The 13,673-nt window shown below is 57.3% G+C and carries 15 protein-coding genes and 5 pseudogenes; 10 read left to right on the top strand and 10 right to left on the bottom strand.

The window, feature by feature from the left end; all coding sequences use genetic code 11:
* Positions 1–2: 2 nt before the first annotated feature.
* From ACQZ5K_RS23940 to ACQZ5K_RS23930, 3 genes are read left to right on the top strand one after another with little or no spacing between them, the layout of a single operon-like run.
* Positions 3–731 (top strand): amino acid ABC transporter ATP-binding protein, encoded by a 729-nt coding sequence (locus ACQZ5K_RS23940; protein ID WP_448741643.1) that lies wholly within the window; start codon positions 3–5, stop codon positions 729–731.
* 23 nt (positions 732–754) lie between these two features.
* Complete coding sequence (gene hydA / locus ACQZ5K_RS23935) at positions 755–2,158, top strand: dihydropyrimidinase (protein WP_448741642.1); 1,404 nt, start codon at positions 755–757, stop codon at positions 2,156–2,158.
* A gap of 28 nt (positions 2,159–2,186) precedes the next feature.
* Entirely contained in the window at positions 2,187–2,600 is a 414-nt protein-coding gene (locus ACQZ5K_RS23930) for a DUF3830 family protein (RefSeq protein ID WP_448741641.1), read from the top strand.
* 300 nt (positions 2,601–2,900) lie between these two features.
* Here ACQZ5K_RS23930 and ACQZ5K_RS23925 read toward each other — a convergent pair.
* A pseudogene (locus ACQZ5K_RS23925) lies at positions 2,901–3,323 on the bottom strand (helix-turn-helix domain-containing protein); the annotation flags it as partial.
* A gap of 168 nt (positions 3,324–3,491) precedes the next feature.
* Between ACQZ5K_RS23925 and ACQZ5K_RS23920 the strand changes: the two are divergent.
* Entirely contained in the window at positions 3,492–4,214 is a 723-nt protein-coding gene (locus ACQZ5K_RS23920) for a sulfite exporter TauE/SafE family protein (protein WP_448741640.1), read from the top strand.
* 95 nt (positions 4,215–4,309) lie between these two features.
* Here the strand turns inward: ACQZ5K_RS23920 and ACQZ5K_RS23915 are convergent.
* The 3 genes and pseudogenes from ACQZ5K_RS23915 to ACQZ5K_RS23905 form a co-directional block, all read right to left on the bottom strand.
* Positions 4,310–4,625 (bottom strand): annotated as a pseudogene (locus ACQZ5K_RS23915) (transposase); the annotation flags it as partial.
* 185 nt (positions 4,626–4,810) lie between these two features.
* Positions 4,811–5,023 (bottom strand): annotated as a pseudogene (locus tag ACQZ5K_RS23910) (alpha/beta hydrolase-fold protein); the annotation flags it as partial.
* 29 nt (positions 5,024–5,052) lie between these two features.
* Positions 5,053–5,937, bottom strand: coding sequence for a LysR family transcriptional regulator (locus ACQZ5K_RS23905; protein ID WP_448741639.1), 885 nt, complete (start codon positions 5,935–5,937; stop codon positions 5,053–5,055).
* Positions 5,938–6,054: 117 nt separating this feature from the next.
* On the opposite strand from ACQZ5K_RS23905, the gene ACQZ5K_RS23900 reads away from it, so the two are divergent.
* The 4 genes from ACQZ5K_RS23900 to ACQZ5K_RS23885 all read left to right on the top strand — a co-directional run bounded on the left by ACQZ5K_RS23900 (position 6,055) and on the right by ACQZ5K_RS23885 (position 8,435).
* On the top strand, positions 6,055–6,516 hold the full coding sequence (locus tag ACQZ5K_RS23900) for a VOC family protein (RefSeq protein ID WP_448741638.1): 462 nt from the start codon (positions 6,055–6,057) through the stop codon (positions 6,514–6,516).
* Positions 6,517–6,578: 62 nt separating this feature from the next.
* Positions 6,579–7,244 (top strand): SDR family oxidoreductase, encoded by a 666-nt coding sequence (locus ACQZ5K_RS23895; protein ID WP_448741637.1) that lies wholly within the window; start codon positions 6,579–6,581, stop codon positions 7,242–7,244.
* 1 nt (position 7,245) lies between these two features.
* Positions 7,246–7,551, top strand: a complete 306-nt coding sequence (locus ACQZ5K_RS23890; RefSeq protein ID WP_448741636.1) for a putative quinol monooxygenase — start codon at positions 7,246–7,248, stop codon at positions 7,549–7,551.
* Between the two features lie 50 nt (positions 7,552–7,601).
* Positions 7,602–8,435, top strand: a complete 834-nt coding sequence (locus ACQZ5K_RS23885) for an oxidoreductase (protein WP_448741635.1) — start codon at positions 7,602–7,604, stop codon at positions 8,433–8,435.
* Positions 8,436–8,498: 63 nt separating this feature from the next.
* On the opposite strand, the gene ACQZ5K_RS23880 is transcribed toward ACQZ5K_RS23885, so the two are convergent.
* Positions 8,499–8,681: a helix-turn-helix domain-containing protein gene (locus ACQZ5K_RS23880; protein ID WP_448741634.1), complete on the bottom strand. Its 183-nt coding sequence runs from the start codon at positions 8,679–8,681 to the stop codon at positions 8,499–8,501.
* 80 nt (positions 8,682–8,761) lie between these two features.
* On the opposite strand from ACQZ5K_RS23880, the gene ACQZ5K_RS23875 reads away from it, so the two are divergent.
* On the top strand, positions 8,762–9,220 hold the full coding sequence (locus tag ACQZ5K_RS23875) for an alpha/beta fold hydrolase (RefSeq protein ID WP_448741698.1): 459 nt from the start codon (positions 8,762–8,764) through the stop codon (positions 9,218–9,220).
* Between the two features lie 145 nt (positions 9,221–9,365).
* Here the strand turns inward: ACQZ5K_RS23875 and ACQZ5K_RS23870 are convergent, their stop codons facing one another.
* Entirely contained in the window at positions 9,366–9,995 is a 630-nt protein-coding gene (locus tag ACQZ5K_RS23870) for a TetR/AcrR family transcriptional regulator (RefSeq protein ID WP_448741633.1), read from the bottom strand.
* Between the two features lie 120 nt (positions 9,996–10,115).
* On the opposite strand from ACQZ5K_RS23870, the gene ACQZ5K_RS23865 reads away from it, so the two are divergent.
* Positions 10,116–10,535 (top strand): nuclear transport factor 2 family protein, encoded by a 420-nt coding sequence (locus ACQZ5K_RS23865; RefSeq protein ID WP_448741632.1) that lies wholly within the window; start codon positions 10,116–10,118, stop codon positions 10,533–10,535.
* Between the two features lie 475 nt (positions 10,536–11,010).
* Here ACQZ5K_RS23865 and ACQZ5K_RS23860 read toward each other — a convergent pair whose 3' ends face one another.
* From ACQZ5K_RS23860 to ACQZ5K_RS23845, 4 genes and pseudogenes are all read right to left on the bottom strand, one after another.
* On the bottom strand, positions 11,011–12,168 hold the full coding sequence (locus ACQZ5K_RS23860; protein ID WP_448741631.1) for a GGDEF domain-containing protein: 1,158 nt from the start codon (positions 12,166–12,168) through the stop codon (positions 11,011–11,013).
* 103 nt (positions 12,169–12,271) lie between these two features.
* Positions 12,272–12,525 (bottom strand): annotated as a pseudogene (locus ACQZ5K_RS23855) (hypothetical protein).
* A gap of 235 nt (positions 12,526–12,760) precedes the next feature.
* Positions 12,761–12,847: pseudogene (locus tag ACQZ5K_RS23850) on the bottom strand (conjugal transfer protein TraH); the annotation flags it as partial.
* Positions 12,848–12,866: 19 nt separating this feature from the next.
* Positions 12,867–13,256, bottom strand: coding sequence for a RidA family protein (locus tag ACQZ5K_RS23845; RefSeq protein ID WP_448741630.1), 390 nt, complete (start codon positions 13,254–13,256; stop codon positions 12,867–12,869).
* Between the last annotated feature and the right edge of the window lie 417 nt (positions 13,257–13,673).

Genomic DNA, 13,673 nt, shown 5'->3' with positions numbered 1-13,673 from the left:
CAATGATCGAAATCACCGGGGTTTCCAAATATTACGGCGAGTTCGAGGTTCTGAAGAACTGCACGACCACCGTGAAGAAGGGCGAGGTCGTGGTTGTTTGCGGCCCGTCTGGTTCCGGCAAATCGACGCTCATCAAATGCGTCAACGCGCTGGAGCCGTTCCAGCAGGGTTCCATCCGCGTCGACGGCATCGAGGTCGGCGATCCGGCGACCGATCTGCCGGAGCTACGCTCGCGGGTCGGCATGGTGTTCCAGAACTTCGAGCTGTTTCCGCATCTAACGATCGAGGGCAACATCATGCTGGCGCAGCAGATCGTGCTCGGGCGCAAGGAGGATGCCGCCCGCAAGAAGGCGATGGAGCTGCTGGATCGCGTCGGCCTGACCGCCCATGCCCTGAAGTATCCCGGCCAGCTTTCCGGCGGCCAGCAGCAGCGCGTGGCGATTGCCCGCGCGCTGGCGATGAACCCGATGGCGATGCTGTTCGACGAGCCGACATCGGCGCTCGATCCGGAAATGATCTCGGAAGTTCTCGACGTCATGACCGGGCTTGCCCGCGAGGGCATGACCATGATGGTGGTGACGCACGAGATGGGTTTTGCCCGCCGCGTGGCGACCCGGATGATCTTCATCGACAACGGCGAAATCGTTGAGGACCGGCCGACGGAGGCATTTTTCAACGAGCGCCACAACGCTCGCACCGAAGCGTTTCTCAGCAAGATTCTTCAGCACTGAACAGTATTTGAAAGGAGTGTGCCGTGAGCGAACTCGATCTCATCGTGCGCAACGGAACCATAGCCACGGCCTCGGACGTTTTTCGAGCCGATATCGGCATCAGGAATGGCCGCATCGTACAGATCGCCGAGCGCATTGACGGTGACGGCAAGGTTGTCGACGCGGAAGGCAAATACGTCCTGCCGGGTGGCATCGACAGCCACGTCCACATTTCGCAACCGTCGGGCGACGGCATCGTTATGGCGGACGATTTCGAAAGCGGCACGCGGTCGGCGCTGTACGGCGGCAACACCACGCTGATGCCCTTCTGCCTTCAGGAAAAGGGCAAGTCGCTACGCGAGGCGGTGAAGGAATATCACGCGCTTTCCGAGGGCAATTGCTACACCGACATCAGCTTCCACCTGATCGTCAACGATCCAACCGAAGCGGTACTCGGGCAGGAATTGCCAGCGCTGATCGCGGACGGCTACGCCTCGCTGAAGGTGTTCATGACCTATGAGGATCTGCGTCTCAGCGATGCAGAAATCCTTAAAGTTCTGGATGTCGCCCGCGAGACGGGAGCAACGGTGATGGTCCATTGCGAAAACGAGGATGCTATCCGGTTCCTGATCGAAAAACATGAGGCTGTAGGCGATGTCGTCCCGCGCGCCCATGCCACGACGCGGCCCGCCGCCGTCGAGCGCGAAGCGACACATCGGGCGCTGACGCTCGCCGAAATAGTCGATGTGCCGATCGTCATCGTGCATGTCTCAAACGGTCAGGCTATGGAAGAAATCGGCCGGGCGCGGGCGCGCGGCGTCAAGGTCGTCGGCGAAACCTGCCCGCAATATCTGATGCTGACGGCGGACAATCTTGCCGGCATGGACTGGGAAGGCGCAAAATTCGTCTGCTCGCCACCGCCGAGGGACGAGGCCGCGCAGCGCGAATGCTGGCTCGGCATAGAAAACGGCGTCTTCGACCTCTTCTCGTCCGACCATTGCCCGTTCCGTTACGACGACGAGCGCGGCAAGCTCAACCCCAAGGGCCGCACGCGCTTCCGCCATATTCCGAACGGTATTCCCGGCGTCGAAACCCGCTTGCCCATCCTCTTCTCCGAAGGGGTCATGAAGGGGCGGATTGATCTGCCGCGCTTCGTCGCGCTGACCGCGACGAACCACGCCAGAACCTACGGGCTTTATCCACGGAAGGGTACGATTGCCATCGGCTCTGACGCCGATCTCGCCATCTGGGACCCGAAGGAAATGCGCACGATCCGCCATGCTGATCTGCACGACGGCGCGGACTATTCGCCTTACGAGGGAATTGATGTGGAAGGCTGGCCCACGACCGTCATCCTCGGCGGCCGCATCATGATTGAGGACGGCGTGCTGAAGGGCAAAAAGGGCGATGGTGCCTATTGTTCCGCCAGTACCCGCAAGAACCCCTGATTTTTACACTGACCGGAGATTTAACGATATGAAACTGAAGATAACAGCTGGCCCCTACGTGTTCGATGCCGTGCTCGAAATGGAAAAGGCTCCGAAGACCTGCGAGGCTTTCATCGCGCGCATGCCTTTCGAAGGCCAGATCGTACATGTGCGCTGGTCCGGCGAAGGGGTGTGGGTCCCCCTCGGCGATTACGACTTCGGTGTCGGTTATGAAAACCACACCAGCCACCCTGCACCCGGCCAATTCATTCTTTATCCGGGCGGCATCAGCGAGACGGAAATACTGCTAGCCTATGGCGGCGTCGACTTTTCCTCGAAGGTCGGCCAGCTCGCCGGCAACCACTTCATCACGCTGACCTCCAATCTCGACAAGCTTTCGGAACTCGGCCCCAAGGTGCTGTGGGAGGGCGTGCATCCGATCCGTTTCGAGTTGGCGGAATAAATCTGTCAGGCGGATGGAGTTTCATCTGCCTGACTATCGCGAAGTGGAAATGCCGGGCGGTCGCTGGTGGGTGATTGTTGATTTGCGCTGAGAACTGATGGAGCCATCGCGGGAATACCAACCGTCGCCGCAAAACGTCTGAAATCTCTCCTCTTCGGCCGCTCGTCCTTGCCGCTCATCTTGAGAGCCATATGGTCGTTTTGCAGGTTCGGGAACTGCGCTTTGGTGCTCTATTGGAGAGTTTTGTCGTGTCGGAGTTGATGAAACTGGCGTCATGGAGCGAGCGGCGCGTTTCATTCATCCGGCAAAGCGCAGGTGCAGAAGCTTGCCGGTCGCATCATCAATATAAACGAGGAGGGCGCATTTGGACCCCCGACCCTCAAGCCACCAGTGATGAGAACCGCCGATCTGCACCAGTTCGCCAAAACAGTCACGACGGCCACGCGGCTGATGCAGTTGCCGCTTGCGTTCGCGGCGCGAGGTCCACAAACCCGCCGCCGTCATCCATTGGCGCAGCGTCTCCTTGCTGACCGAAAGCTGATGCCGTTCAACAAGCTTCTCACAGGCCAGTGTCGGCCCAAAATCCTGATAATAAGCCCGCACCAGATCCAGAACGGCATTTCGGAAATCCTCACCGTAACGACGATTGCTCGGGCGGGCGCGTCTTCCCGAAATCAGACCTGAAGGTCCAAGTTTATCGTAAGCCTGTAAAAGACGATGAATCGTATGCGGTGGTCCCCTGACACGCATTGTCACGCGCCCAGGCCAAGTAGCGTTGCGCCGTCACCAAACCGGTTGTTATCGGTTATTTAGGTGAGTTGAATTTGTCTGAGCGCTTGGAATCAAGATAGAGCTGGGCGCACGCAATCACGAGGTTTCGGTGTACAGCGAATGGGACTTTTCCTCATCTTAATCATCGGCCTGCTTGCCGGGACCATCAGTGGTATCATCGGTACTGGCTCCTCCATCATGCTCGTCCCGGTGTTGGCTTATGTCTATGGGCCAAAGGAAGCTGTACCAATAATGGCGGTGGCTGCCGTTATGGCGAATATCTCCAGGATTCTTGTGTGGTGGCGGGAAGTTGATTGGCGGGCTGTGGTAGCCTATGCGGTTACCGGGGTTCCTGCGGCGGTTCTCGGTGCACGAACCATGCTTGTTCTGCCGCCCCGGGCAGTAGATGCGGCGATTGGAGCATTCTTGCTATTGATGATCCCCGGACGTCGCTGGTTGGCAGCAAACCTTATCCAGTTACGACTATCTCATCTGGCCGCAGCCGGAACATGCATCGGCTTTTTGACCGGGATCGTGGCCTCTTCTGGACCTGCCTCAGTACCAGTGTTCATCGGCTATGGTCTGACCAAAGGAGCCTTTATCGGAACGGAAGCTGCAGCTTCGCTGGCGATCTACACCGCAAAAACGCTCACCTTTCAGGGCTCGGGAGCGCTTCCTTTTGCTATTATCGTGAAGGGTCTAACAGTGGGGGCATCTCTTATGGTCGGTTCCTTCATAGCGAAACCTTTCCTTCTCCGGCTCACGCCGGAAGCTTTTCGTCATATCACGGATGCGCTGCTGGTTACCTCAGGACTCAGTCTGCTTTGGGGAGCGGCAGTTTAAGCAAGCCGACGGGGCCATCTGCGCGAGGCCACAACTAGTTAGTCAGCGGTCATTGTTGGCATTTGCCTGCGCGTCTCATCCTGATCGCCGCGCTATAGGCGTCCGGCGATCTGTTCGGGCGACCACCGAGCCTCCAGTTGACTGATGACTTCAGCACGAAGATCTGGGTGGCGTCGAAGCTTGCGCAAACGTCGCCGCCGCTCGCGCCTCAGTTCGTCAGCGATCGTACCAAAATAGCCGGTACTCAGGCAGTTCGTTGTCATGAAAGGTGTTGCGCCGGATTTCCCGGTAGATCGTCGAACGGTGGCGTCCTAGCCGACGGGCCATCTCGTTGACAGCAAGTTTCTGCTCTACGAAGCGATGAAGAAGGCGACGATCGGCGAGGGTTAGTTGCTGATAATATCCAGAGATGCCAAAATCCCCAAAGTGAAGCCATTGAAATCATTGGCATGTCGCACTTGGAAATAGAATGTACCCGGCTACACACAATAATCGCATAACATATATTATGGAACTTCTGACTCAATCTACATTTCGTTCCTTCAGCAGACGCGCGGCATGCCACTCCAAATGGTCTGCCATGAAGGTGGGCCGATGCGATGCCCGTCCTCGATCAGCAGCGTCGCATCGTAGGACCGCCATGAATTTTGGTCAGAACCAAGATACTTCTCAAATGCCGGCCGAGACCAATCGGCGGTTGATGGTTGCGCTATTGGAGCGAACGCAGAGACTGAACGGAACCTAGCCGGGTTCTTCAGCGCTAGTGTAATGGCCCCATGACCGCTCATGGAGTGACCGAAGATGCCCTGCAATTGAACCCGTCTATGCACCCCTCCGTTCATACACGCAGCGCATCGATGACGGCGCGCAGGCCGGCTGACAGGTATTTCCGCGTCGGGTAATAAAGATACAGCCAGTCTTCGGGCGCACTCCAGGATGCCAGGCATTCGATCAGGCTGCCGTTCTGGACATGGGCGCGCGCCCGTTCCTCCCAGACATAGGCCAGCCCCACGCCCGATAGCGCCGCCTCGACCATCAATTCGTGATCATCCAGCGATAGAGATCCGGTCGGCTCGAATTCGATGATCTTGCCGGCCCGGCTGAACTCCCAGGCATATGGCTTGCCGCTTGGATAGATATTGCGGATGCAAACATGTTGATGCAGATCATCCGGGGTTTTCGGGATCGGATGACGCTCGAAATAGCGTGTTGAGCCCACGACCGCGAACCGAAGCCGCGGCTTGATCTTCACAGCAGTCATGCCATCACGCAGGCTCTCACCAAGCCGAATGCCGGCATCGAAGCCCTCCTCGACAATATCGACAAGCCGGTCGGTGGCGACGATTTCCAGATGGAGACCAGGATTTTCTGCGATGAGCGGACCGATGACCGATCGGAAGACGAATGGCGCAACCGAATTGGGCGCGTTGATGCGCACCTTGCCAAATGGTGTGTCGCGAAACTGGTTGAGCGCATCCAGCGCCGAGCCGATCTCGCCGAAGGCTGGCGACAGCTGCGCCAGCAGCATCGCGCCGGCATCGGTCAGCGACACGCTGCGGGTCGTTCTATTGAGCAGCCGGATACCGACGCGCGCCTCCAGATTGCCGACAGCATGGCTGATTGCGGAAGCCGTCACCCCGCGCTCTTCGCCGGCCCGGCGAAAATTGCGGTGACGGGCAACCGCGTCGAAGGCGGCCAGTTCCGAGAGATCCGTGCTGCGCATTATCAAATCTCACTCATTATTGAGAAGAAGATTACGTCTCTAATACTGATCGTCAAAAAGGTCCAGATTTCTCCTCGCAAACCGGCGCTGGTGCCGGACAAGACAGGAGACAAGATAATGGCCGACTTCATTCCTCCCGCCCATAACACAGCATCGCCCTTCGCCGACATGCGTGGCCATCACGTTGCCGTCCGCACGCCGGACCTCGAAACCGCCAAGCGCTGGTATGTCGAGAAGCTCGACTTCCGTGTCGTCGCCGAATGGGACTATGCCGACGAGCAACTGGCTTACCTTGCGCCGGCCACCGACGACCATTTCTATGTGGAAATCCTCGGCGGCGGCGATCCGTCGCCGAAAGACGTCCGCCCCTATACCGATCTCGGCGATAGCCTCAAATATGCCGGCTACCACCATTTCTGCCTGAATGTCGCAAACGTCGACGCCACTGTCGAGGAGCTACGGGCGCGCGGCGTCACCATCGTTACCGAGCCGTTCGAGCTGTTGGCAATCAGCCGCCGCCTCGCCTTCTTCTGCGATCCCTTCGGCAATCTGATCGAGCTGGCGGAAGTCCTGCCGTGACCCTTTCTTACCCGGCTGGCCGTCACGGCATCGCGATGGCCAGCACATCAGGAGAATATCCCATGACGAACTCCATCATGATTATTGGCGCTGGCCCGGGCATCGGGCAGGCCGTCGCGGAGAGATTTGGTCGGGAAGGCTGGCATGTCGTGCTCACCGCGCGCAGTGCCGATCGTCTGGCCGACCTGTCCGCCGCCCTTTCCGGGCAAGGTCTCCAGGTCTCCACTCTACAAGCCGATGCGACCGATCCGGTCGCACTGCGCAAAGCGGTCGCCAAGGCGGATCGGATCACCGGCGGGCTGACGGCGGTCCATTTCAATGCCGCCGTCGTGCGAGAACAGGATCTGTTCAGCATGCGCGACGATGAGATCACGGACGATCTCGCGATCAACGTTGCTGCTGGCCTTCACACGATCCGGGCGTCAACCGATCTGTTCGGTGCGGGCGGCGGCACGATCCTGGTCACAGGCGGTGGCCTCGCCGTGTCGCCCCATGCCGGCTATGCCAGCCTCGGCCTTGGCAAGGCTGCACTGAGAAATGTCGTCGAAGGTCTGGCCGGTCCTCTTGCCGAACGCGGCATCCGCATAGGGGTGGCGACAATCGCCACCCTCGTCGGCCCTGGATCGGCAGAGGCGAGAGAGGCCGCCGACACGATCTGGACGCTGGCAACAGACCCGAATTCAGACTGGGAAGCCGTCTACCCCGCAAACGCCTTCAAGGGAGACTGACATGACCGAAACATTGACACTGATTGCAAGATTGACCGCCAAACCGGGCTGCGCCACGACGCTTGGCGAAGCGCTGCAGGCGCTCGTCTCCCTGACCCGGGCCGAGGCGGGATCGATTGACTATCACCTGCACCGCGACAACGACGATCCCAGCGTCTGGATTCTCTATGAAAACTGGCGATCGCGCGCCGATCTCGATGCGCATTTCCAGCAGCCCTATACCACAGCAGTCATGGCGCGCTTTCCGGATCTGCTGGCCCGCGAGATGGAACTCACATTTTGCACAATGACATCGCCGCGCCTCTGAGGTCGCGCGCGCCACTTTCCCCATCAACCCGACATCAAGGAAACATTCTCATGAAAATCTGGTTCATCACCGGCGCCTCGCGTGGCTTTGGCGCCCTCGTCACCACACGCGCTCTTGAACAGGGCGACGCCGTCGTCGCCACCGCGCGCAATCCAAAGGCGATCACCGAGCGGTTCGGTGAGCACCCCAATCTACTTCCGGTCGCTCTCGATGTGACCGACGACAAACAGGCGACCACAGCTGTGAAAGCAGCGATCGATCGCTTCGGCCGCATCGACATCCTGCTTAACAATGCCGGATTCGGACTGCTGGGCGCTGTCGAGGAGGCGACGGCATCCGACATCGAGGCTGTCTATCGCACCAATGTCTTCGGTCTTCTCAACGTGACCCGCGCTGTGTTGCCCTTCATGCGCCAAACCCGCTCCGGCCGCATCCTCAATATCTCATCGATCGGCGGTTATCGCGGCGCTGCGGGCTTTGGTATCTACTCATCGACGAAATTCGCCGTCGAAGGGCTAAGCGAAGCCCTGCATGACGAACTCGCGCCGCTTGGCATCCATGTCACTGTCATCGAGCCGGGTTATTTCCGCACAGATTTCCTCGATAGCTCTTCCTTGTCGGTGAGCGGCAATATCATTGGCGATTACGCAGACACTGTCGGCAAGGTGCGAACAATAGCCGCCGGTCTCAGCCACAACCAGCCCGGCAACCCTCAAAAGCTGGCAGATGTACTGATCGCCTTCGCTAGCGCGCCCAATCCGCCGATGCGCCTGCCGCTCGGTAGCGACACTGTCGCGGCAATAGAGAAGAAGCACGCGGCAGATGCCGCGATCCTTGATGTCTGGCGGCAGGTGTCTGTATCGACGGACTTCGCCAGTATGTGAGCCAAGGCCACGAAGGCGGAGCAGGCTCCACTTTCGGGCGCTACCGGTTCCAGTCGCATGAAGTCAGGCGGCCTTCGGTTTCAGCGCCTGGCTCAGGTTCGCAATGTCTTTCAGGGGTGGGCGCCCGAACAGCCTGGCATATTCCCGGCTGAACTGGTTGGCGCTCTCATAGCCGATACGGAAGGCGACCGAGGTTGCCTTGCCCTCCCCTGCCAGCAACATAGAACGGGCATAAAGCAGCCGCACCCGCTTCTGGTACAGGTAGGGCTCAGCGCGGTGACTGCCTTGAAATGACGGTGGAAGGCGGAAACGCTGAGTGCCGCCATATCGGCCAGATCGTCCACCCTGAGCGGGCTCGCAAAATTCTCCCTGATCCAGCGGATAGCGACGCCGATACGCGACAGTGCCGTCTCCTGCAGCGCGATGTCACGCAGCATCCAGCCCATAGAGCCCTGCAACAGGCGAAACAGGATCTCGCGCTCGTAGGCCGGCGCCCCGACCGGATCGTCGCCGATGTGGACGGCCGCATGGGAGACTGCATCCTGCGGCTCTATCGCTCGGCGCTGAATGTCGGGCGCGAATGGCAGCCAAGCCTCGCCAACATTACCGCATCGACGCTGGTCGTTCACGGCTTAAAGGACCGGCCGGTTCCGCCGGAGCTGGCAGAGGCACTGGCAAAAGACATCCGGGCGCGCGAGGTAGTTCTGCTCGACGCGGGACACTGGTACCCACTTCAGCGACCCGACGAGATGGCGATGGCGTTGAACACCTTCTGGAGCAGCTAATCGATCAGCGCATCCGAGCAGCAGCGACAGGATGACACGCGAGTCTTCAGCTGAGGTGAGGCATCTTCGAGTCGGCAAATAGTGCCGGGAACCAAGTGTTTCCCGGCAGCGCGAATAACCATTCGAGGCTGTGCCAAACTGACACTCAACGTCCTGGCCACATTTGCAGAAATGTTGCCACGGTCTCGTTCAGTTCTTCCTCACTTGCGCCTCCGCTGGCGGCAGCAAGGAGGCCGTCCGTTGTTGCCTTCAGCAGCATGGCCAATCCACGGGCACTGATCGTTGGGGGAATATCTCCTTCCCGATCAGCAAGCTCAAACCGTTCAAGGAGCCTCGCGCGCCAAAATCGGCTCTTCTCCAGCACATACTCACGTATGCCCTCGTCGCCTGGCGCATAGGCGTTGGAGTGGACCACGCCCATGCTACCTTTCGGACTCGCCGTATTAGTCCGCAAATTTATCGTTGCTCGCAAGAGATGTTCGGCAACACCTCGACTGGTAGGTTGTCTTAGGGCGTCCAGCATGTAGGCTGATTTCTCGCGCTCGTATAGCTCCATGACCTGCTTAAAAAGCTGTTCCTTATCCCCAAAGGAAGCGTAGAGCGTCGCACGGCTTATGCCCATCGCCGCAATAAGAATGCCGATGCTCGCGCCCGCATATCCATGTTTCCAAAATACGTCCATGGCAGCAGCAAGCGCTGCATCCTGATCGAACTGCCTTGGCCGGCCCGGTCCGCCGGGTCGGCTGAGATTTGAAAGGGGGGCATTCGCGGTCACGACTGGGATACCTCACGGCGTTGACAATTTGGAACGATCGTTCTATTTAATTTTGGAACGATCGGTATGGATAGCTTCTGGGAGCCAGATTTGACGTTCCGTACAACAAAGGAGTAACTTATGTCATATTCAGAGCAAGAGAAAGCAAACCTGCTCGCCATCAAGGATGCCCTCGCGGCATCGGCACATGACTTCACCAAATTTTTCGCGGAGATGTTCGCCGAGGACGCTGAATGGACCATCGCCGGTCACGGCCCGGTCGCGCGAACTTATTTTGGGATGGAAGATCTTTTTACCAACGCAGAGGAGGCGCTGTTTGCCCGCTTCGCTGAACCCCTGAGGGTGGAACCAAAAGGAATATGGGCCGATGGGGATCGCGTCTTTGCACATATTGAGAGTGCGACCACGGCCAAAGATGGCAAGCCCTATGCCAACAGCTATATGTACATCATGTCGATGAAAGACGGGCGGGTGGTATCTGGCATCGAGTGGCTAGACCTCAATGCCTATTACGAGATCCTGGACCGAGTGCATGTGTGAGGACGACGGCTCGCTTGCCCCGTGAGTGCACTGAGCCTTTTCGCAGCGCCGGATGAACGGAGGGCAAGCATTGAAGGGAGCGGTTCATGGGACCGCTCCCTTTTGCCTCAGCGCACTGTCGTGATCAAAAGATGCACCGTTCATACCCTCGCTCATAGAAATCGGTCATTCTTGAACCTCCCCCTATTGCTCACGGACCCGACTGCTTCGTGGCACGATTTTTCATCTGCATAGTATCGACCATAGCGGTGTCAAGGTTTTGAGGCGCAAGGCTTGTCACTCTTGAGATCTCCATGATCTCTTCGAAAAATACGCAATTGCCTTATCGTCCATAAGTTCAGCTTCAATATTGAAAGCCGCCGCCACGATGTCGTCCATTTCTCTGGCTCGATCGACCGTCGCGTAACGCGCTTCGAGCCTTTGCTGTTGCAGGTCGAGCCGAGGTCAGGCAGACATTCCACTTATCTCCCCCTGTTCAAATTCCCCGAGCCAGCTCTTGTTCACGGTCAGCATCACACACCCGATTTCGCCCCCGAGCTTTCGCCAAATATAATGCCCGATCCGCCTCTCGACAAAGATCCGAGAGCGTATCCCCTTGATGAACTGCTCTCGCAATCCCGACGCTTGTGGTAACTGTCAGGCCGGAACCAAGGGCTGGGAAGCGCAGGTCTGCCACGGTTTTACGGATTCGCTCCGCATGGAGTACGGCATCTCCGACGCTTGCCGGAAGGAAAACGACGAACTCTTCCCCCCCTTGGCGTGCGAGTAACGCCGATGTAGGCAAGACCGACTGTACGGCCTGCGCCATCATTGAAAGAACCTGGTCACCAATGGCGTGTCCGAAACGATCGTTCAGCTGTTTGAAGTGATCTATATCCAGAAAGAGAATGGCGTCGCCCTGCTCCGGCTCGTTTGGTGCTTTCGCGTTGAATGAGCGACGATTATCAATCCCTGTCAACGGGTCACGATCAGCCAGATTTTTGATCTTGATGTGCTGGCGCTCGTTGATGAAGATCACGATTGCAATCGCAAGCACAAACTTGGAAAGGATCATGAGGGAAAAACCGTTGACCACACTGAGTACCGGGAAAGTGTGAAAGGAAAACTGCACCCCCATGATCAATGAGAGCAGGCTGGCAGCGCCAAGTATTCCGACAAGCAGTTTACGGATCGGCAACGGCTCGCGAGAAGCGTCGCGGTACACGACCCCTGCCGCCACAGCCATGGTCAAACAACCAAGTAATGTAAAGGTTGCCGCCCGGTAGGTATTATTCAGATGAAAATCCGTAATCAGTCCGGCGGCCAGAGTTCCGACTGTCGGCACGAATATCAGACATATATTGAATGTCCGTGCCGGGTTGCTGATCAGAACGAACGCTGAGCTCAAAAGACAGTATCCCAACACGCCCAATGTGATGTTGACGAGACTAAGTATCCCGTAAAGCGCCGGATAAAGTTCTGCATATCCTGCCAACGTCGCGCCCGCCGCAAGGACCACAAAGCTTGCTGCGAGAAGCCCGCCCCCACGGCTCTCGGCGGAGGTCAGACGTAAAAAGCATAAAGTTAGAGCCCCCGCAATATAAGACGTTTTCTGCAGGAAGAGGATGGTCGGAAGGTCCAGTTCGGCGGTCATTTAATACCAAAGGTTACTTGTTGAGACCTTCATGCCTACAATTGCTGAATCTTTTGCGAATAATTCTTGAATTTTTAGAATTATTTTTTCGGCTCCTGGGCTTTCAGGGAGCCAGCCCCGATCTCGGGCCCGGGAATTTCTGTGCAATCTCGGATGCGGTACCGTGGTCGGTTTCCATCTCATCGAGAAACGGGTGCTGGAGCTCGGCTTTCACTTCGGAATAGAATGAGAATGCGGAAGCATCAAAATTCTCAACGCTCGCAAAATCCGAAACCTTCGAAGCGAGTTGCTCAGCCGAAAGGCTCATCCCTTAAGGGCGTTCACCGTCGACAGTACCTTCATCGCAAGGCTAGACATCGTTATCGCCACCAGTTTTCAATAAGTTATGTAGGTCGTAACCCATAAACGCGAACGGCTATCTGATTTTTGCGACGCCGTCGATTCTAGATCGTCACCGACGTGCCAGCCGTTTGGGGCAACTTCCAGAGGAGGACGAACGGTCTATTTCTTTTGATTGCCAGCGAAAGCGGTCGTCGTGTGAGTGGCGAACCACTACTTTCTCGCATTGTTGTCGCACTAATTTGGCGAATTACACGCTCTCGCCCTCGAATTCGCCGGTCTTCCAAGCATAGACCGCATCTTCGAAAATCTGCGGGAAGACCTTCTTGCTCGTCGGGTTCGTGACAACATAGGTTCCATTATCGCTTGACGGCGACACATTTCACTTCAGCGAGGAGTCCCGGGTGGGCGAGCTCGGAGACACCTATCCGGGTCCACGCATAGGTTCCCTTCGGAAACACCTGGTTTTTAACAGTCCGGAAGATGTCCATGTGTTTGGACATTTCGACGTGATAGCTTGTCATTTCCACGATGTCGTCGAACGTGCAATGAGCGGCTTCAAGGACAATTCGTAAGTTGTCCCATACAGCTCTGAACTGCTCTGCCGGATCGTGAATAATCTTGAGATCCTTCGTCCTTCCTACCTGGCCGACGACATAAATTGTGTCTCCGACTTTAACCGCGGGAGCATAGCCTGCCCGGCTGACGATCTCCTGCATCTCGTCGGGTATGATGATCTCTCGATCCATAATGGTCCCCGCAATCTTCGATGGTTGTTAGCAGCGCTGCAACATGCATCACAAACTCTTATGCGCTGCTGGGTGAAAAATACAAATGGCGAGCGATGTCACAATCTTCACTTTTCCTGAGTGACATCTGCTCCTTCCCGGTTGGAATCGAAGAGGCCGGACACGTAGCTCAAAACGGTGACGAACCTCACAGGCGGGCAGGCCAATTATTCGACGACGCTCTTCGTCAGGCAGAGACGGCTGCGTTTTGAAAGACTCTTTCTCAAGCTCCAGCATCGTCGCAAACATCTGTGTCACGTTCCCAAATGTGACACAGCCTGTTGATTTCCACTGAGAACTGACCCGGTAGCCCAGGATATTTCCATCGAGAATTGACCCATGTTTGAACCTTGCCCTGCGTGTTTTCAGCGGGGGCTA

It is taken from the genome of Agrobacterium sp. 22-226-1, assembly GCF_053522345.1.
Note: the sequence above shows the minus strand (reverse complement) of the source record. Positions and strands in the feature narration are given on the sequence as shown.